Here is an 18060-nt window from a genome sequence, read left to right on the forward strand (position 1 = left end):
GGTCGGCACCGGCCGAGCCGGTGCCGGAGCCGGCGCCGAGCAGCCTCGCGGGGGTCCGCGAGGCGATCGGCGGTGCCGTCGCCGCCGGCGGGCTCGACGCCGCGGCGGGCGACGAGCTCCTGGGCCGCGTCGCGGCGCTCGAGGGCGTCGCCGCCGACGGACTGTCGGCTGGGCTCGCGGAGCTCCGCTCGCGCGTCGACGCGCTCGAGGCCGATGGCGCCGCGACTCCCGAGGCCGCCGCCGCCATCCGCGCGGCGATCGACGAGGTCACCGCCTCCGCTGCGTGAGCGTCACTCGCGGGGCTTCCGCGGCAGCCACTTGAGCAGGATCGCCGCGCCGGCGATGCACACCGCGGTGAGCCCGCCCGCCGCCCACGCGATCGACGCGATCGAGACGACCGCCGAGATCGCGAGCGGTGCCACGGCGCCGCCGAGGTCGACCGTCAGCCGCCACGCGCCGAGGAACGGCGCGGGGTTGCGAGGATCCGCGAGATCGGCGCCGAGCGTCATGATGATGCCGGAGCCGAGTCCGTTGCCGAGCCCGAGCACCATCGCGGCGGCGACGAACCAGCCGGTCGCGGCATCGAGGTCGTGCGACGCGGCGAGCATCGCGAACGCGACCGCCATGAGGCCGAGCGTCGGCACGACGCTCCAGAGCCGGCCGAACCGGTCCATGACCCAGCCCGACACGAAGAAGAGCGCGAAGTCGAGGCCGCCGGCGATGCCGATCACGAGGCCCGTCGTCGCGGCGTCGAGCCCGATCGAGATCGCCCACAGCGGCAGCAGCACGTTGCGCGCCGAGCGCGCGAGCGCGAGCATCGCCGCGCCGATGCCGACGGTCGCGAGCACGCGCCCGTGCTGCCGCACCACTCGCCACACGCCCGTGCGCTCCTGCCGCAGCTCGATGACGCCCGTCGTCGGAGGCTTCCGCTCGAAGGCCGTCGTCGGATCGGGGAGCACCACGAGCACCGCGATCGCGACGATCGTGCAGATGCCGAAGAACACCCACACCGCGCCGAGCGGGAGCCCGAGGCCCAGCACCGCCGCGCCGACGAGCGGGCCGACGAACATGCCGAGGCGGAAGATGCCGCCGAGCGTCGAGAGCGCCCTCGCGCGGTACCGGATCGGCACGTAGGTCGTCATGAACGCGTGCCGCGCGAGCGCGAAGACCGCGTGGCCGAGGCCGAGCACGAACACCGCGATGCCGAGCGTCCACGCATCCCTCGCGACGAGCGCGAGCACGAGCGCCGCGAGCACGAGCGCACCCGCGCCGATCATCGTCGGCCGCTCGCCGAAGCGCGCGACGACGCCGCCGCCCGGCACGTCGCCCGCGAGCTGCCCGATCGTCAGCATCGCCGCGACGACCGCCGCGACGGCGAGCGAGGCGCCGAGGTCGCCGGCGATGAGCGGGATGTAGGGGATGACGGCGCCCTCGCCGATCGCGAACGCCGCCGTCGGCACGTACACGGCGCCCGCGACGCGCTTCCACGGGAACCGCTCCGTCTCGTCGCCCCCGCTCACAGCCCGAGCCTATGACGCTCGCGCTGGACGACCGGATGCGGTGGCGGCGCGGGCGGGACGGACGATGCCGCGCCGGTAGGCTGGGGCATCATGGCCGATCTCGACATCGGCGGCGAGATCGCCGCCCTCCGCTCCACGTTCGCCGACATCAAGGCCGTCACCGACGTCGACCGGCTGGCCGCCGACATCGAGCGGCTCTCCGCCGCCGCCGGCGCCCCCGACCTGTGGGACGACCCCGAGGCGGCGCAGAAGGTCACGAGCCAGCTGAGCCACGCGCAGACCGATCTCCGCCGCATCGTCGAGGCCGAGTCGCGCATCGACGACCTCGAGGTGCTCGTCGAGATGGCGAACGAGGAGGCCGACGAGGCGACGCAGCTCGAGGCGAAGAAGGAGCTCGCGAGCCTGCAGAAGCTCATGGGCGAGATGGAGATCCAGACGCTCCTCGACGGCGAGTTCGACCCGCTGCCCGCGGTCGTCACGATCCGCGCGGGCGCGGGCGGCGTCGACGCCTCCGACTTCGCCGAGATGCTGCTGCGCATGTACCTCCGGTACGCCGAGCAGCACGGCATGCCCGTGACCGTCTACGAGACGAGCTACGCGGAGGAGGCGGGCATCAAGTCGGCCTCGTTCGAGATCGACGCGCCCTACGCGTTCGGGCAGCTCTCCGTCGAGGCCGGCACGCACCGGCTCGTGCGCATGAGCCCCTTCGGCGCCGCGGGCAAGCGCCAGACGTCGTTCGCGGCGGTCGAGGTCGTGCCGCTGTTCGAGCAGGTCGACGAGGTCGAGATCCCCGAGAACGACATCCGCGTCGACGTCTTCCGCTCCTCGGGCCCGGGCGGCCAATCGGTCAACACGACCGACTCCGCGGTGCGCATCACGCACATCCCGACCGGCGTCGTCGTCTCGATGCAGAACGAGAAGAGCCAGATCCAGAACCGCGCCGCCGCGATGCGCGTGCTGCAGAGCCGCCTCATGCTGCTCAAGCGCGAGGAGGAGGCGGCGCGCAAGAAGGAGCTCGCGGGCTCGATCGCCGCGAGCTGGGGCGACCAGATGCGCTCCTACGTGCTCGCGCCGTACCAGATGGTCAAGGACCTCCGCACGCTGCACGAGGTCAACAACCCCTCCGCGGTCTTCGACGGCGACCTCGACGGCTTCATCGCGGCGGGCATCCGCTGGCGCAAGCAGCAGCAGCGCGAGGACGCGGAGTAGCGACCGCCGTGGCCACTCGACCGCAGACCGGCGGCGACTACCTCGCGAGCCTCGACGACGGCCGGGTGGTCGTCCACGACGGCGAGCGCGTCGCGCGCGTCGCCGAGCATCCCGCCTTCGCCGGCACCGCATCCACCATCGCGTCGCTCTACGACGCCCTCCACGAAAAGGGGTCGGATGCGCTGCTCGCGCCGATCGGGGAGGCTCCCGGCGGCGACGGGGTCACCCACGCGTTCTGGACCGTGCCGCAGTCGCAGGACGACCTCCGCGCGCAGCGCGAGGCGATCCGCGCCTGGCAGTCGCGCACGCACGGCTGGCTCGGCCGCACGCCCGAGTTCATGGCGTGCATCTTCACGTCGATGGCGGCCCACGCGCCGTTCTTCGGCCGCTTCGAGGGCAACGTGCGCGCGGCGCTCGAGCGCGACCAGCGAGCCGTCACCCACTATGCCCAAGCGCTCGTCAACCCGCCCGTCGACCGCGAGCTGCCGCCCGACGAGGTCGGCGACGTCTTCCTGCACGTCGTCGACGAGACCGACGAGGGCGTCGTGCTGCGCGGCGCGAAGGCGGTCGTCACGGGCGCCGCGACGGCGCAGCGACTGTTCGTCTCGCACTTCGGCGGCGAGGTGCAGACGGATGCGTTCGCGATCGCCGCGTCGGTCGCGGTCGGCTCGCCGGGCGTGCGCGTCTACACGCGCGGCACGCCCTTCCGCCCCGACCAGCCGCTCGCGCGGCGCTTCCAGGAGCACGACGCGCTCGTCGTGTTCGACGACGTGCTCGTGCCGTGGGACGACGTCCTCATCCGCGACGCGGAGACGATGCTCGCCTTCAACCGCGGCGCCGTCGGCTGGAACGTCCGGCTCGCGTTCCAGGCGGCGACGCGGCTCGAGGCGAAGCTCGAGCGCATCGCGGGCCTCGCGGTCCGCGCGGCAGAGATCATGGGCACCGACCAGCGGCGCGGCACGCAAGCGGCGCTCGGCGAGCTCATCGCCTTCCGGCACACGGTCGCGGGCCTGCGCGACGCGATGATCGAGCAGGCGGCGCCGTCGGGGGAGTCGATCCTGCCGGGCGTCGACGCCGCGATGGCGTTCTCGGCACTCGCGCCCGACGCCTACTCGCGCATGCGCGTCTCGCTCGAGACGACGCTCTCCTCCGCGCTCGCGCACCTGCCGGTGCCGCTCGACGCGCTCGGCTCGCCGGAGGTCGCCCCGATCGAGCCGCTCCTGCGCGGCTCGGGCGGGACGGATGCGCGCGAGCGGCTCGAGGTCGTCGGCGAGCTGTGGGATGCGATCGGCACGGGCTTCGGCGCCCGGCACGAGCTCTACGAGCGCAGCTACTGGGGCCAGCCCGAGCGCACCCATGTCGGCATCCTCGGGCTCGCGCGGGCCGACGGCCGCGTCGCCCGCTGGCAGGCACGACGGCACTCCTGACGACGCTCGAGAGCGACGCGGCTCGAGCCGAGGTCGCGCCGCGCCGACCGCGGTGCGGACCGGACGCATCCGGCGCCCGTAGCCTCGACGGGCCATGATCCGCTTCGACGAGGTCTCGAAGACCTACTCCCGCAAGGCTCGCCCCGCGCTCGACGGCGTCTCCCTCGAGATCCTCAAGGGCGAGTTCGTCTTCCTCGTCGGCGCCTCCGGCTCGGGGAAGTCGACCCTCATCCGCATGGTGCTGCGCGAGGAGACGCCCTCGAGCGGCGAGGTGCACGTGCTCGGCCAGCGCCTCAAGGCGCTCCCGAACCGGCGCGTGCCGTTCTTCCGCCGCAACCTCGGCGTCGTGTTCCAGGACTTCCGCCTGCTCGGCAACAAGACCGTCTACGAGAACGTCGCCTTCACGCTCCAGGTGATCGGCAAGAGCCGCGCCTTCATCTCGGAGGCCGTGCCCGACGTGCTGAAGATCGTCGGGCTCGCGGGCAAGGCCTCGCGGCTGCCGCACGAGCTCTCGGGCGGCGAGCAGCAGCGCGTCGCGATCGCGCGCGCGGTCGTCAACCGGCCGCCGATCCTGCTCGCCGACGAGCCGACCGGCAACCTCGACCCGTCGACGAGCGCGGGCATCATGGCGCTGCTCGCCCGCATCAACGAGGGCGGCACGACCGTCGTGATGGCGACGCACGAGGCGTCGATCGTCGACGAGATGCAGAAGCGCGTCGTCGAGCTCGACGCCGGCCGCATCATGCGCGACGAGGCGCACGGCTCCTACCGCCGCCACCTCGGCGACGACGACGAGCTCGCCCCGCGAGCGCTCGAGGAGGAGATCGCGTGAGGGTCCAGCTGATCGCGCAGGAGGTCTGGAACGGGCTGCGCCGGAACCTCTCGGTCGTCGTCTCGGTCGTGCTCGTGACGTTCATCTCGCTCTCGTTCGTCGGCGCCGCGATCCTGCTGCAGATGCAGATCAACCAGATGAAGGGCTTCTGGTACGACCGGGCCCAGGTCGGCGTGTACTTCTGCGGCCCGGTCGACGCGACGGCGACGTGCAGCCAGACCGCCGCGACCGCCGAGCAGGTCGACGCCGTGCGGGCCGTGCTCGAGAGCGGCGCGATCGCGCCCTACGTCGCCGACGTCGAGTTCGAGGATCGCGAGCTCGCCTACCAGCACTTCATGGAGCAGTTCGGGGGCACGTCGAGCGCCGAGTTCGCGAGCCCGGAGACCATGAACGAGGCGCTGTGGGTGCGCCCCACGACGCCGCAGGACGCCGATCTCATCCGCGAGGCGACGAGCGCGCTCCCGGGCGTGCTCGAGGTGCGCGACCAGCGGGCGCTGCTCGAGCCGATCTTCCAGGTGCTGAGCACCGCGAGCCTCGCCGCGATCGGCATCGCCGTCCTCATGCTCGTCGCGGCCGTCCTGCTCATCTCCACGACCATCCGACTCTCCGCCTTCTCCCGCAAGCGCGAGCTCGGGATCATGCGGCTCGTCGGCGCCTCGAACCGGTTCATCCAGACGCCGTTCATCATCGAGGGGATCGTCGCCGCGCTCGTCGGCGCGGTGCTCGCCGCAGGAGCGGTCGTCGCGACCGTGCACTTCCTGCTGCAGGGCTACGTCGCGCCGATGCTGCAGACCATCGCGATCGTCGGGCTCGACGACGCGCTCGTCGTCGCGCCCGTGCTGCTCGGGATCGGCGTGCTGTTCGCCGGCGTCGCGGCGGCGGTCGCGATCCGGCGCTACCTCCGGATCTAGCCGGCCGGGGCCGCGCTACACTGGGCGGCTGCCCGAGCACGGGCTGTCGAGACCACCGAGACCGGGAGCGAGCCATGCCGCGGGAACAGGGCCAGAGGGTCGTGGCGCAGAACCGCAAGGCGCGCCACGACTACCACATCGAGGATCGCGTCGAGGCCGGCCTCGTGCTCACCGGCACCGAGGTGAAGTCGCTGCGCGCCGGTCGCGCGTCGCTCGTCGACGGCTACGCGTTCGTCGACCGCGGCGAGGCGTGGCTCGACGCCGTGCACATCCCGGAGTACGGGCAGGGCACGTGGACGAACCACCCGCCGCGGCGGAAGCGCAAGCTCCTGCTGCACCGCGCCGAGATCGACAAGCTCGCCGCCAAGGTCGCGCAGGGCGGCTACACGCTCGTGCCGCTCTCGCTCTACTTCTCCGACGGCCGAGCGAAGGTCGAGCTCGCGGTCGCGAAGGGCAAGAAGGAGTACGACAAGCGGCACGCGCTGCGCGAGCGGCAGGACAAGCGCGAGGCCGAGCGCGCGATGCGCACGCGCAACCGCCTCGGCGACTGACCGCTGCACGGTTCGACAATCGCGGGGCTCGTCGGTTGAATGGGGCTTCCGGCACTCACCCAGGGCTCGCCGGAGGAAAGGCGCCATGCGCATCGGCATCCTGACGTCCGGCGGCGACTGCCCCGGGCTCAACGCGGTCATCCGAGCGGCTGTGCTCACCGGCATGAAGCACCACGGGCACGAGTTCGTCGGCATCCGCGACGGCTACCGCGGGCTCAAGGACGGCGACGTCCGGGTGCTCAACCGATCGGCGGTGCGCGGCACCTCCCGCATCGGCGGCACGATCCTCGGCACGAGCCGCACGAACCCCTACGAGGGGGAGAAGGGCGGGCCCGAGCGCATCGCCGAGACGCTCGAGCGGCTCGGGATCGAGGCGGTCATGGCGATCGGCGGCGAGGGCACGCTCGCGGCCGCCAATCGGCTCGCCGACGACGGCATCCCGATCGTCGGGGTGCCGAAGACGATCGACAACGACCTCGACGCGACCGACTACACCTTCGGCTTCGACACCGCCGTGCAGATCGCGACCGAGGCCGGCGACCGGCTGCGCACGACGGGCGACTCGCACATGCGCTGCATGGTGCTCGAGGTCATGGGGCGGCACGTCGGCTGGATCGCGCTCCACACCGGCATCGCGACGGGTGCGCACGTCACGCTCATCCCCGAGCAGCCGCGCTCGATCGAGTGGATCTGCGAGTACGTGCAATCGGTGTACGACCGCCGCCGCGCCCCGCTCGTCGTCGTCTCCGAGGGCTTCAAGCTCGAGGGGATGGACGAGGAGTACTCCCGCAAGGGCCTCGACGCGTTCGACCGGCCCCGCCTCGGCGGCATCGGGGAGGTGCTCGCGCCGATGATCGAGGAGCGCACCGGCATCGAGTCGCGCGCGACGGTGCTCGGCCACATCCAGCGCGGCGGCGCGCCGTCGGGCGCCGACCGCGTGCTCGCGACGCGCTTCGGGCTCGCGGCAGTCGACGCGATCACGGATCGCGCGTGGGGCTCGATGGTGTCGCTGCGGGGCACCGAGATCGTGCGCGTGCCGATGGCCGAGGCGCTCGGCGACCTCAAGCGCGTGCCAGACCACCGCTACCGCGAGGCGGAGCTGCTCTTCGGCTGACGGTTGCCCGGAGAGGCCGGGCGCGCTACCATGGTGGGCTGGCCTCGCCAGCGCGCCGGACGCATCCGGCATTGGAAACTCCACAGCGTGCGACTCGCACCCAGCACGGGGATGATCGGTTTCGACAGCGTCTCGATTGCTGCGGGAAGCGGGTAGAGGATGCAGGGTCATCTCTTCAACGCCCCCTGCAAACCAATAGGTGCCAATGCAAAGCGCACCGACTTCGCCCTCGCTGCCTAAGCGAGCCTGAAGTCCGTCAGACCGGGGTCGCTCTCGCCCCGGACCCTGGCGTCATCTGAGAGCTCGCTGCGATGCTGCGTCACAGGGCATCGCGGGACTTGAACTGTGACTGGGCTCGTCGACCTAGGTGCTCAGGACAAAGGTCGGAGCCGAGCAGAACGCCACCCTTGAGCTGCACCCGGAGAAGCCGCACGATGTGAGCGTTGGACGGGGGTTCGATTCCCCCCATCTCCACCATCGGTCGAGTCGCACGCTGTGAGAGCCCCCGCTCGCTACTGTCGAGCCATGGGGCTGCTCTCGCGCGCGATCGGAGCGCGCGCGCTCGATCGTGCGCCGTGGTGGCTGTCGCTCGTCCTGGGCATCGGATGCGTCGGGCTCGGCCTCGTGCTCGTCGCGCGCCCGTTCCTCTCCCTCGGCGCGCTCGTCGTGGCGCTCGCCGTCGCGCTCCTCGTCGCGGCCGTCGCCGAGCTGCTGCGCGGCGGGCGGTGGTGGAGCGCGCTCGCGGGGCTCGCGTGGGCGGCCGCGGGCGTCCTCGTGCTCGTGCTCCCGGCGCTCACGATCGGCGCCCTCGTGGTCGTCGTGGGCGTCGCGATGATCGTGAGCGGCGCGCTCGACGCCGTGCGAGCGGTCCGCGAGGGTGTGGGTGAGCGCGGCGCCGACCTCGCGCTCGCGATCGCGGGCGTGCTCCTCGGCGTGCTCGCCCTCGCGTGGCCCGACGTCTCGGTGCTCGCGCTCGCGGCGGTGCTCGGCGCCCGGCTCGTGCTGCTCGGCGTGCAGCTCGTGCGGCGCGCCGTCGATCGAGCGCGCGGCCGCGCCCCGGAGCGCCGGCCGCGACCGCGGCGGCGCGGGGCGCTCGCGGCGATCGCGCTCGTCGCGGTCGCGGGCCTCGCGCTCGTCGGGCTGCAGCTGAGCGGCTCGCCGCGGCCCGACGCGTTCTACGACCCGCCCGCGGGCGTCGCCGCCGAGCCGGGCGCGCTCCTGCGCAGCGAGCCCTTCGACCGCGCGATGCCCGACGGCTCGATCGCCTGGCGCATCCTCTACACGACGACCGGTGCCGACGGCGAGCCGGCCCTCGCATCCGGCCTCGTGGTCGTGCCCGAGCGCGGCACGGCGCATCCGGTCGTCGCGTGGTCGCACGGCACGACGGGCTTCGCGACCGGATGCGCGCGGAGCCTGCTCGACGAGCCGTTCGTCGCGGGCGCGATGCCCGACGCGCAAGCCGTGATCGACGCGGGCTGGGCGATCGTCGCGACCGACTACGCGGGGCTCGGCACCGCTGGCAGCCAGCCGTACCTCATCGGCGAGGGGGAGGGGCCGAGCGTGCTCGACGCGATCCGCGCCGCGCAGCGCCTCGAGGCGGCAGCGCTCGCGCCCGAGACGGTGCTGTGGGGCCACTCGCAAGGCGGGCACGCGGCGCTGTGGGCCGGCGGCATGGCGAGCGACTACGCACCGGAGCTCGAGATCGTCGGCGTCGCGGCGATGGCACCCGCGACCGACCTCCCCGCGCTCCTCGACGGCGTCGCGGGCTCGGTCGTCGGCCCGATCTTCGGTTCGTTCGCGCTCGCGGCGTACGACGCCGCCTACCCCGACGTCGCCACGGCCGACTACGTGCGACCCGGCGCGCGCATCCTCGTCGACGCCGCGCAGCGGCGCTGCCTCACCGACCCCGCGACGCTCGTCTCGCTCGCGACCTCGGTCTTCAGCGGCGCCCCGGTCTTCTCCCGCAGCCCCGGCGATGGTGCGCTCGGCGCGCGGGCCGCCGAGAACGTGCCGACCCTGCCGATCGACGCACCCGTGCTCGTCGCGCAAGGCGGCGCCGACTCGCTCATCACGCCCGACGCGCAGGCCGGCTGGGTCGAGGCGCGGTGCGCCGAGGGCTGGTCGATCGACCACCGCACCTACGACGGCCTCGACCACATGGGCCTCGTCTCGGGCGAGTCGGCGCTGCTGCCGGAGCTCGCCGCGTGGACCGCCGCCCGGTTCGCGGGCGAGCCGACGCCGGCGGGCTGCCGCTGACGCCATCGCGCGGGCGACGCTCGACTAGCCTGGAGGTCCCCGATCCTGCGAGGAGGCAGCGTGAGCGAGTACCGGGTCGTCGACCCCTACACCGGCCAGGTCGTCAAGGAGTACCCCACCGCGACCGATGACGAGATCCGTGCGGCGATCGAGCGCGCCCACGCGACGTTCGAGCCGTGGCGCGCGACGCCGATGGCGGAGCGCGCGGCGATCCTCTCGAAGGCCGCGACGGCCTTCACCGAGCGCTCGCGCGAGCTCGCCGAGATCATCCGCACCGAGATGGGGAAGCCGCTCGGGCAGGGCGTCTTCGAGGCGGAGTTCTCGGGCGAGATCATCCAGTACTACGCCGACAACGCCGCCGAGTTCCTCGCCGACGAGGTGCTGACCACGCGCTCCGGCCTCGACGCGCGCGTCGTGAAGTCGGCGCAGGGCGTGATCCTCGGCATCATGCCGTGGAACTTCCCGTACTACCAGGTCGCCCGCTTCGCCTTCCCCAACCTCATGCTCGGCAACACCGTGCTGCTGAAGCACGCGCCGCAGTGCCCGTGGTCGGCCACGGTCATCACCGAGATCCTCGAGGAGGCGGGGCTGCCCGCCGGCGCCTACGAGAACATCTTCGCGACGAACGACCAGATCGGCGAGATCGTCATCCCCGACCCGCGCGTGCGCGGCGTCTCGCTCACGGGCTCCGAGCGCGCGGGTGCCGCGGTCGCCGAGATCGCCGGCCGCAACCTCAAGAAGGTCGTGCTCGAGCTCGGCGGCAGCGACCCCTTCGTCGTGCTCTCGACGGACGACATGGATGCCGTGGTCGAGTCGGCGGTCGCGACGCGCATGGAGAATTCGGGCCAGGCGTGCAACGCCTCGAAGCGCTTCATCGTCGTCGACGAGCTCTACGACGAGTTCTCGACGCGGCTCGCGCAGGCGATCGCCACGGTCGAGGTGGGCGACCCCGAGGACGAGGACGCGCTCGTCGGCCCGCTCTCGTCGCAGGCCGCCGCCGACCGGCTGCGCGAGCAGACGAGCGCCGCGATCGCGGAGGGCGCGCGCGTGCTCGCCGGCGCGGTCGACGGCGACGGCACGCGCGTGCAGCCCGCGCTGCTCGCCGACGTGACCGACGCCATGAGCGTCTACCGCGAGGAGCTCTTCGGCCCGGTCGGCACCGTCTACCGCGCGAAGGACGTCGACGACGCCGTGCGCATCGCGAACGACACGCCCTTCGGGCTCGGCGCGCGCGTGTGGTGCAGCGACCCCGAGCTCGCGCGCGCGGTCGCCGACCGCATCGACGCCGGCATGGTCGCGATCAACGACGCGAGCGCCGAGGACTACGACATGCCCTTCGGCGGCACGAAGCGATCGGGCTTCGGCCGCGAGCTCGGCCCGCACGGCATGGAGGAGTTCATGAACAAGAAGCTCGTCGTCGGCTGATCACTCGAGCCAGCGGCGACGCCGCTTCGCGCGCGCCCGCGCCCAGGCCGGTCCGAGCTCCGACTCGGCGGCCAGGGCGCGGGCGCGCTCGCTCCCCGCCAGCCGGCCGGAGCTGAACGCGTCCTCGCCGTCGAGGAGCCGCACGAGGACGTCCTGCGCGACGACCGCGCCGTGCTGCGCGCGCACGCGCGCGAGCACGACGTCGCCCGCCTCAGCGGCGACGCGCGGGATCGCCTCGAGGTCGGGCGGCTCGGCGCCCTCGAGCGGTTCGAGCTTCGTCTCCACGTCGCGGTGGTGGGTCGCCATGCCCCGATCGTCCATCGCGGTCCCGGCCGCCGGGCCGGAGGCGGATCAGCGCAGCAGGCCGGCCATGCGCTTCGCGATGATGCCGCCGACCCTCGTGGGCACGAGGCGCGCGAGCCGGTCGAGGGCGCGGGCGTCCTTGCCGATCACGAGCCGCGGCGCGCCTGCGGCGACCGCGTCGACGATCTGGCTGCCCGCGTCGGCGGCCGTCGTGAGCGAGGCGGCGGCCCCCGACGACTCGACGGAGCGCTCGATCGAGACGCCCGAGTTGCCGGTGATGTTCGTGCCGACGCCGCCGGGGAAGACGACCGTCACCGCGACGCTCGAGCCCTGGAGCTCGGCTTGCATGCCCTCGGTGAGGAGCTTCACGGCGGCCTTGCTCGCGCCGTAGGCCGACTGCCCCGGCACGGGCGCGAGCGCGCCCATGCTCGAGACGTTGAGCAGCGCGGCCGCGGGGCGGGCCTTGAGCAGCGGCAGGAACGCGGTGACGGTGTGCACGACGCCCCAGAAGTTGACCTGCATGACGCGCTCGAGCGTCTCGATCGGCAGCTCGCCGATGCGCTGGAACGGGTGGATGATGCCCGCGACGTTGAGCAGGCCGTCGACCTGGCCGTGGGCGGCGAGCACCGCGTCGGGCAGCGCCTCGACCGCCGCGCGATCGGCGACGTTGACGACGTGCGTCGAGAGCCGATCGCCCGCACCGGCGAGCCGAGCGGTCTCGGCGAGGCCGTCGGCGCTCAGGTCGACGGCCGCGACGCGCGCCTCGCGGCGCAGGAGCTCGAGCACGACCTCCCGGCCGATGCCGTTGCCGCCGCCGGTGACGACGAAGGTGCGGGAAGCGAGCTGCACGGTTCCTCCTCGGGATGCGTCAACTTAGTTGACGATGGAGCCCCATGCTATGCGATGGCGGCCTGCAGCACTGCGCCGTAGCGCGCGATGAGGGCGTCGCGGTCGGCCGCGAGCCGCTCGTCGCCGACCGCCCACAGCGCGTAGAGCATGCCGCCGGCGGCCGCGGCCGCGAGGCGCGCCTTGAGGTCGGCGTCCGCGCCGCCGCCGAGCCGCTCGCGCAGCGGCGCGACGAAGCCCTCCTCGTGCGCCCGGCGCAGCTGCGATCCGATGCCCTCGGCATCGCTCGCCCGCAGCAGGGCGAGGAAGACGCCGCGGGTGTCGCCGCGAGCGTCGAGGAGCGCCTCGGCGCAGCGCGCGCCGAAGCCGTCGAGCGGCCCCTCGAGCGTGCGGCGCCACGCCGCCGCGAGCGCGCCGGGGCGCATGGCGTCGAGGAAGAGCGCCTCCTTCGAGCCGAAGCGCCGGATGACGACCGCGGGATCGACGTCGGCGAGCGCCGCGATGTCGCGCACGGTCGTGCCGGCGTAGCCGCGCTCGAGGAAGAGCCGCGCGGCCGCCGCGGCGATCGCGCCGGGATCGGCGGCCGGTCGCGCCACGTCAGGCGACCGTGCCGACCATCGGGCGGCCCTCCGCCGCCCACCGCAGGGTCCCGCCCGCGACGCTCACCGCATCCATGCCCCGCTGCTCGAGGAAGGCGACGACCTGACCGCTCCGCGCGCCCGAGCGGCAGATGACCGCCGCGCCGTCGGGCACCTCGTCGAGCCGCTCGACGATCTCGCTCATGGGGATGTGCAGCGCGTCGACCGCGTGCCCCGCCTCCCACTCGTGCTGCTCGCGCACGTCGACGATCGGGCGGTCGGCGGTCTCGGCGGGCGTGATCTCTCGCATGGATCGAGGCTATCGATCCGCGCTCAGGGCGAGCATCATGGCCGGCATGACGGATGTGCGCACGGTGCTCTGGTTCGACGGCCGCATCGAGGAGGCGGCCGAGCTCTACGTCTCGCTCCTGCCCGGCTCCGCGGTCATCGACGTGATGCGGATCCCGGAGGACGAGAACCCCTGGCCCGGCGGGATGGCGGCGGGGGAGGCGCTCACGATCGACCTGACGATCGGCGGGGCGCCCTTCCAGCTGCTGAACGGCGGGCCGCAGTTCCGGCAGTCGGAGGCGGTCTCGATCGCGCTCACCGTCGACGGGCAGGCCGAGGTCGACCGGCTGTGGGACGCGCTCGTCGCCGACGGCGGCGAGGAGTCGATGTGCGGGTGGTGCCGCGATCGCTTCGGCGTCTCGTGGCAGGTCATCCCGCGGCAGCTCGGCGAGCTCATGCAGGGACCGCGCTCGAAGGACGTCACGCGCGCGATGCTCGAGATGCGGAAGCTCGACGTCGCGGCGCTCGAGGCCGCCGCGCGCGGCTGACCCCGGGGCGGCGCGGTCAGCGCGCGAGGCGCTCGAGCAGCGCCTCGTGCAGCGCGCCGTTCGTGGCGAGCGCGGAACCGTGCCACAGGCCCGCGTGGCCCTCGACCGACGTGAAGCGGCCGCCGGCCTCCTCGATCACCGGCACGAGCGCGGCCATGTCGTAGGGCTTGAGGTCGAACTCCGCGACCGCGTCGACCTTGCCCTCCGCGAGCAGCATGTAGCTCCACGCGTCGCCGTACGAGCGCGCCCGCCACACGTCGCGCTGCAGGCCGATGAGGTCGTCGAGCCTGCCCGCGCCGTCCCAGCCCTGGATCGCGTTGTACGACAGCACTGCATTCGCGAGCGACGCGACGCCCGAGACGCGCAGGCGGCGGGGCGCGGCGGGGTCGGTCCACGCCCCGGAGCCCTCCGCGGCCCACCAGCGCGCCCCGAGGGCGGGGGAGGAGACGACGCCGACGACCGGTCTGCCCTCGACCGCGAGCGCGATGAGGGTCGCCCAGATCGGGGCGCCGCGCAGGAAGTGCGCCGTGCCGTCGATCGGGTCGACGATCCACTGCCGCGGCGCGTCGCCCTCGGTGCCGAACTCCTCGCCGAGGATCGCGTCGTCCGGGCGCTCCTCGGCGAGCATGGCGCGGATGCGCTGCTCGACCGCGCGGTCGGCGTCCGTCACGTGCGTCGTGTCGGCCTTCGTCGTGATCTCGAGGTCCTGCGCGCCGAAGCGCGCCATCGAGATGGCGTCGGCGGCGTCGGCGAGCCGGAGCGCGAGGGCGAGGTCGTCGTCGTAGCGGGTCACGCCCTCCAGCGTAGGCGGCGCGTCACTCCTCGTGCCGCTGCTGCCGCGCGGCGACGAGCGTGCCGAGCAGCCGCTGCATCGAGTCGACGCGGCGCTGCCCGAGGCGCCCCTCGAGCGCGGCGATCGTGAGCTCGCAGTACTCCTCGCCCGGCAGGTGCGAGCAGCCGCGGGGGCAGTCCTCGGCGACCGCCGCGAGGTCGGGGAACCCGCTCAGCACGTTGGCGGTCGCGACGTGGCCGAGGCCGAAGGAGCGCACGCCCGGGGTGTCGATGATCCAGCCGGAGCCGAGCTTGAACGAGACGGTCGACGACGAGGTGTGGCGGCCGCGGCCGGTGACGGCGTTCACGTGGCCGACCGCGCGCATCGCGCCGGGCACGAGCGCGTTCACGAGCGTCGACTTGCCGACGCCCGAGTGGCCGACGGCGACGGTCGTGTGGCCGTCGAGCCGCTCGCGCAGCGCCTCGACCGGGGGATCCTCGAGCGACGACTGCCACACCTCGATGTCGAGCCCCTCGAAGTGGGCGAGGAAGGGCGCGGGGTCGGCGACGTCGGTCTTCGTCACGACCATGACGGGCGTGATGCCGGCGTCGAGTGCCGCGACGAGGTAGCGGTCGACGAGCGCCGGCCGCGGCTCGGGGTCGGCCGCCGCGACGACCATGAGCAGCACGTCGGCGTTCGCGACGATGACGCGCTCGACGACGTCGGTGTCGTCGGCGGAGCGGCGCAGCACGGTCGAGCGGGGCTGGATGCGCACGATGCGGGCGAGCGATCCCTCCTCGCCGCTCGTGTCGCCCACGACGTCGACCCGGTCGCCCGCGACGATCGCCTGCTTGCGCAGCTCGCGCGCCCGCGCGGCGGTCACGACGGCCTCGTCGGGCTCGCCGACGCGCACGGCGAGCGTGTACCGACCGCGGTCGACGGCCGTCACGATGCCCGTGATGGCGTCGTCGTGCTCGGGCCGGTGCTTCGAGCGCGGCCGGTTCGCCTTGGGGTTCGGCCGCTCGCGCACGCTCGACTCGTCGTACTCCTCGTACGGGTCCTCGTAGTCGCCGAGCCAGCTCATGCGCTCACGCCGTCGCTCCCTCGCCGCCCGGCCCCGCGAGCATCCCCGCCCACAGCTCCGGGAACTCGGGGATCGTCTTCGCCGTCGCGCCGATGTCGTCGACCTCGACGCCGGGGACGCGCAGGCCCACGACCGCGCCCGCCGTCGCGATGCGGTGGTCGTCGAACGCGCGCCACGCGCCGCCCGCGAGCGGGGCCGGCTCGACGCGGATGCCGTCGGGCAGCGCCTGGGCGCGCCCGCCGAGCGCCGCGATGTCGTCGACGAGGGCGCGGATGCGGTCGGTCTCGTGCCCGCGGATGTGGCCGATCCCCGTGACCTCCACGGGCCCCGACGCGAGGGCGCCGAGCGCGACGATCGTCGGCGCGAGCTCGCCCGCCGCGTGCATGTCGAGGCTCGCGCCGGGGATCGCGCCGCCGACGGCCTCGACCTCGAGGCATCCGTCCGCCAGCCTCGACGTCGCGCCGAACGGCTCGAGCAGCTGCGGCAGGAGCGCGCCCACCTGGGTCGTCTCGCGCGGCCAGCCGTCGAGCACGACGCGGCCGCCGACCGCGACGACGGCCGCGAGGAACGGCGCCGCGTTCGAGAGGTCGGGCTCGATCCGCTCGTCGAGCGCGGCGATCGGGCCGGGCTCGACGCGCCACGAGGCATCGCCCACGCGGCGCGCGTCGACGCCGCGCTGCCGCAGCGCCTCGAGCGTCATCTCGATGTGGGGGAGCGAGGGCAGCCGCTCGCCCCGGTGGTGGAGCGTGAGGCCCTCGTCGAAGCGCGCGCCGACGAGCAGGAGCGCCGAGACGAACTGGCTCGAGGCGCTCGCGTCGATCTCGATCTCGCCCCCGCGGACGCTCCGCGCGCCGTGCACGGTGAAGGGCAGCCGCGGCTCCTCGGCGTCGACGCGCACGCCGAGCGCGCGGAGGCTCGAGATCGTCTCGGCCATGGGCCGCTCGCGAGCGTGCGGGTCGCCGTCGAACGCGACCGGGCCGTCGCCGAGCGCCGCGACGATCGGGAGGAAGCGCATCGCGGTGCCCGCGAGCCCGCAGTCGATCGAGGAGCCGCCCCTGATGGGGCCGGGCGTCACGGCGAGGTCGGGGCCGAACCGACCGTCGCCGGGCGTCTCGCGGATCGTCGCGCCGAGCGACCTGAGCCCCTCGACCATGATGCGGGAGTCGCGGCTGCGGAGCGGCCGGTGGAGCGTCGAGCCGCCGTCGGCGAGCGCCGCGAGCAGCAGCGCCCGGTTCGTGAGGCTCTTCGAGCCCGGCAGCTGCACGCGCGCGTCGAGCCGCGAGGTCGCGGTGGGGGCCGTCCAGGGCCGGGAATGATCGGGGTTCGGCATCGGTTGCAATCTATCGGTCGGAGGCGGATGGTGAGGAGGTGCCGGTGCCGACAGCGACACTAGACTCGCCCGCGATGGCAAGCGAGCAGACAGAGCCCGAGCAGACCGGGCCCGAGCAGACCGGGCCCGAGCAGGCAGCGGCGGCGAAGCGCGACGACTTCGCGGAGCAGGCGATGCAGTACGCAGACCAGCTCTACGGAGCGGCGATGCGCATGACGCGCAACCCCGCCGACGCGGCTGACCTCGTGCAGGAGACGCTGCTCAAGGCCTACGCGGCGTACGGGTCGTTCAAGCAGGGCACGAACCTGCGGGCCTGGCTCTACCGCATCCAGACCAACACCTACATCAACACCTATCGCAAGCAGCAGCGCCGGCCCTTCGAGGCGGCGCTCGACGACATGGCGGAGTGGCAGATCGGCGACGCCGAGTCGTTCACCGCGACCGCCGCGCGCAGCGCCGAGGCCGAGGCCATCCACCGGATGCCCTCGGGCGTCGTGAAGGACGCGCTGCAGGAGGTCCCCGAGGACTTCCGCATGGCGGTCTACTGGGTCGACGTCGAGGGGCTCAGCTACGCCGAGACCGCCGAGGTCATGGAGACCCCGATCGGCACCGTCATGAGCCGGCTGCACCGCGGTCGCAAGCTGCTGCGAGGCCTGCTGGCCGACTATGCCCGCGAGCAGGGCATCGCCGTGCAGGATCCCACCGTGAAGGAGAAGAAGCCGTGAGCGAGACGCCGGCCATCGAGATGCCGCAGGCGAAGCGCGACTGCGCCGAGGCGCGAGCCGCGCTGGAGGAGTACCTCCACAACGAGCTGTGCGCCGAGGACGCCGCGGATGTGCGCGCGCACCTCGCCGAGTGCGAGGAGTGCTCGGCCGAGCACCACGTGGGCGAGATGCTGACCGCGGCGCTCCAGGGCGCGTGCAAGGACCGCGCGCCCGAGGAGCTGCGCGCGAAGCTGCTCGCGACGCTGCGCGCCGCGCAGGCGCAGCACGGCTGACGCGCATGCAATGACGCGGGGCGGGACCGGATCGGTCCCGCCCCGCGTCGTCTGCGGGCTCACGCGGCC

At 73.6% G+C, this 18060-nt stretch carries 20 protein-coding genes and 1 other RNA gene; 13 read left to right on the forward strand and 8 right to left on the reverse strand.

What is annotated here, in order from left to right; genetic code table 11:
• Window positions 1-287: hypothetical protein (locus JQT67_RS13215; RefSeq protein ID WP_208065211.1), on the forward strand; the 287-nt coding region annotated here is incomplete at its 5' end.
• Between the two features lie 3 nt (window positions 288-290).
• Here the strand turns inward: JQT67_RS13215 and JQT67_RS13220 are convergent.
• Window positions 291-1520: an MFS transporter gene (locus JQT67_RS13220; RefSeq protein WP_208065212.1), complete on the reverse strand. Its 1230-nt coding sequence runs from the start codon at window positions 1518-1520 to the stop codon at window positions 291-293.
• A gap of 90 nt (window positions 1521-1610) precedes the next feature.
• Here JQT67_RS13220 and prfB point away from each other — a divergent pair, with 90 nt between their 5' ends.
• The 9 genes from prfB (at window position 1611) to JQT67_RS13265 (ending at window position 11245) form a co-directional block, all read left to right on the forward strand.
• Entirely contained in the window at window positions 1611-2729 is a 1119-nt protein-coding gene (gene prfB, locus JQT67_RS13225; protein ID WP_021010226.1) for a peptide chain release factor 2, read from the forward strand.
• Window positions 2730-2737: 8 nt separating this feature from the next.
• Complete coding sequence (locus JQT67_RS13230) at window positions 2738-4156, forward strand: 4-hydroxyphenylacetate 3-hydroxylase N-terminal domain-containing protein (RefSeq protein WP_208065213.1); 1419 nt, start codon at window positions 2738-2740, stop codon at window positions 4154-4156.
• A gap of 94 nt (window positions 4157-4250) precedes the next feature.
• The gene (gene ftsE / locus JQT67_RS13235; RefSeq protein WP_208065214.1) at window positions 4251-4988 is read left to right on the forward strand and encodes a cell division ATP-binding protein FtsE; all 738 of its coding nucleotides are present in this window, start codon (window positions 4251-4253) and stop codon (window positions 4986-4988) included.
• On the forward strand, window positions 4985-5899 hold the full coding sequence (gene ftsX, locus JQT67_RS13240; RefSeq protein WP_021064965.1) for a permease-like cell division protein FtsX: 915 nt from the start codon (window positions 4985-4987) through the stop codon (window positions 5897-5899). The genes ftsE and ftsX overlap by 4 nt, the downstream gene beginning before the upstream one ends.
• Before the next feature lie 74 nt (window positions 5900-5973).
• On the forward strand, window positions 5974-6450 hold the full coding sequence (gene smpB / locus JQT67_RS13245) for an SsrA-binding protein SmpB (protein WP_208065215.1): 477 nt from the start codon (window positions 5974-5976) through the stop codon (window positions 6448-6450).
• Between the two features lie 85 nt (window positions 6451-6535).
• The gene (locus JQT67_RS13250) at window positions 6536-7564 is read left to right on the forward strand and encodes a 6-phosphofructokinase (protein WP_208065216.1); all 1029 of its coding nucleotides are present in this window, start codon (window positions 6536-6538) and stop codon (window positions 7562-7564) included.
• A gap of 107 nt (window positions 7565-7671) precedes the next feature.
• Window positions 7672-8041, forward strand: a transfer-messenger RNA (tmRNA) gene (ssrA, locus tag JQT67_RS13255).
• Between the two features lie 48 nt (window positions 8042-8089).
• On the forward strand, window positions 8090-9820 hold the full coding sequence (locus tag JQT67_RS13260; RefSeq protein ID WP_208065217.1) for a lipase family protein: 1731 nt from the start codon (window positions 8090-8092) through the stop codon (window positions 9818-9820).
• A 60-nt stretch (window positions 9821-9880) separates the two neighbouring features.
• A complete protein-coding gene (locus JQT67_RS13265; RefSeq protein WP_208065218.1) occupies window positions 9881-11245 on the forward strand; it encodes an NAD-dependent succinate-semialdehyde dehydrogenase in 1365 nt (454 codons plus the stop codon).
• Here JQT67_RS13265 and JQT67_RS13270 read toward each other — a convergent pair whose 3' ends face one another.
• The 4 genes from JQT67_RS13270 to JQT67_RS13285 are packed head-to-tail and all read right to left on the reverse strand — an operon-like array spanning window position 11246 to window position 13282.
• Window positions 11246-11551: a hypothetical protein gene (locus tag JQT67_RS13270; RefSeq protein WP_208065219.1), complete on the reverse strand. Its 306-nt coding sequence runs from the start codon at window positions 11549-11551 to the stop codon at window positions 11246-11248.
• 45 nt (window positions 11552-11596) lie between these two features.
• On the reverse strand, window positions 11597-12397 hold the full coding sequence (locus JQT67_RS13275; protein WP_208065220.1) for an SDR family oxidoreductase: 801 nt from the start codon (window positions 12395-12397) through the stop codon (window positions 11597-11599).
• A 47-nt stretch (window positions 12398-12444) separates the two neighbouring features.
• Window positions 12445-12990, reverse strand: a complete 546-nt coding sequence (locus JQT67_RS13280; protein WP_021010233.1) for a TetR/AcrR family transcriptional regulator — start codon at window positions 12988-12990, stop codon at window positions 12445-12447.
• 1 nt (window position 12991) lies between these two features.
• A complete protein-coding gene (locus tag JQT67_RS13285) occupies window positions 12992-13282 on the reverse strand; it encodes a rhodanese-like domain-containing protein (RefSeq protein WP_021010234.1) in 291 nt (96 codons plus the stop codon).
• A 46-nt stretch (window positions 13283-13328) separates the two neighbouring features.
• On the opposite strand from JQT67_RS13285, the gene JQT67_RS13290 reads away from it, so the two are divergent.
• Window positions 13329-13808: a VOC family protein gene (locus tag JQT67_RS13290; protein WP_208065221.1), complete on the forward strand. Its 480-nt coding sequence runs from the start codon at window positions 13329-13331 to the stop codon at window positions 13806-13808.
• A 16-nt stretch (window positions 13809-13824) separates the two neighbouring features.
• Here JQT67_RS13290 and hisN read toward each other — a convergent pair whose 3' ends face one another.
• From hisN to aroA, 3 genes are read right to left on the reverse strand one after another with little or no spacing between them, the layout of a single operon-like run.
• Window positions 13825-14601 (reverse strand): histidinol-phosphatase, encoded by a 777-nt coding sequence (gene hisN, locus JQT67_RS13295; RefSeq protein WP_307864346.1) that lies wholly within the window; start codon window positions 14599-14601, stop codon window positions 13825-13827.
• Window positions 14602-14623: 22 nt separating this feature from the next.
• Window positions 14624-15664, reverse strand: a complete 1041-nt coding sequence (gene rsgA, locus JQT67_RS13300; protein WP_208065222.1) for a ribosome small subunit-dependent GTPase A — start codon at window positions 15662-15664, stop codon at window positions 14624-14626.
• Window positions 15665-15668: 4 nt separating this feature from the next.
• The gene (gene aroA, locus JQT67_RS13305; protein WP_208065223.1) at window positions 15669-16994 is read right to left on the reverse strand and encodes a 3-phosphoshikimate 1-carboxyvinyltransferase; all 1326 of its coding nucleotides are present in this window, start codon (window positions 16992-16994) and stop codon (window positions 15669-15671) included.
• Between the two features lie 74 nt (window positions 16995-17068).
• On the opposite strand from aroA, the gene JQT67_RS13310 reads away from it, so the two are divergent.
• The gene (locus tag JQT67_RS13310) at window positions 17069-17719 is read left to right on the forward strand and encodes a sigma-70 family RNA polymerase sigma factor (RefSeq protein WP_208065224.1); all 651 of its coding nucleotides are present in this window, start codon (window positions 17069-17071) and stop codon (window positions 17717-17719) included.
• Window positions 17716-17991, forward strand: a complete 276-nt coding sequence (locus tag JQT67_RS13315) for a zf-HC2 domain-containing protein (RefSeq protein ID WP_021010240.1) — start codon at window positions 17716-17718, stop codon at window positions 17989-17991. The genes JQT67_RS13310 and JQT67_RS13315 overlap by 4 nt, the downstream gene beginning before the upstream one ends.
• The last annotated feature ends 69 nt before the right edge of the window (window positions 17992-18060 follow it).

Source organism: Agrococcus sp. TF02-05 (assembly GCF_017565345.1).
GTDB classification, from domain to species: Bacteria; Actinomycetota; Actinomycetes; order Actinomycetales; family Microbacteriaceae; genus Agrococcus; species Agrococcus pavilionensis.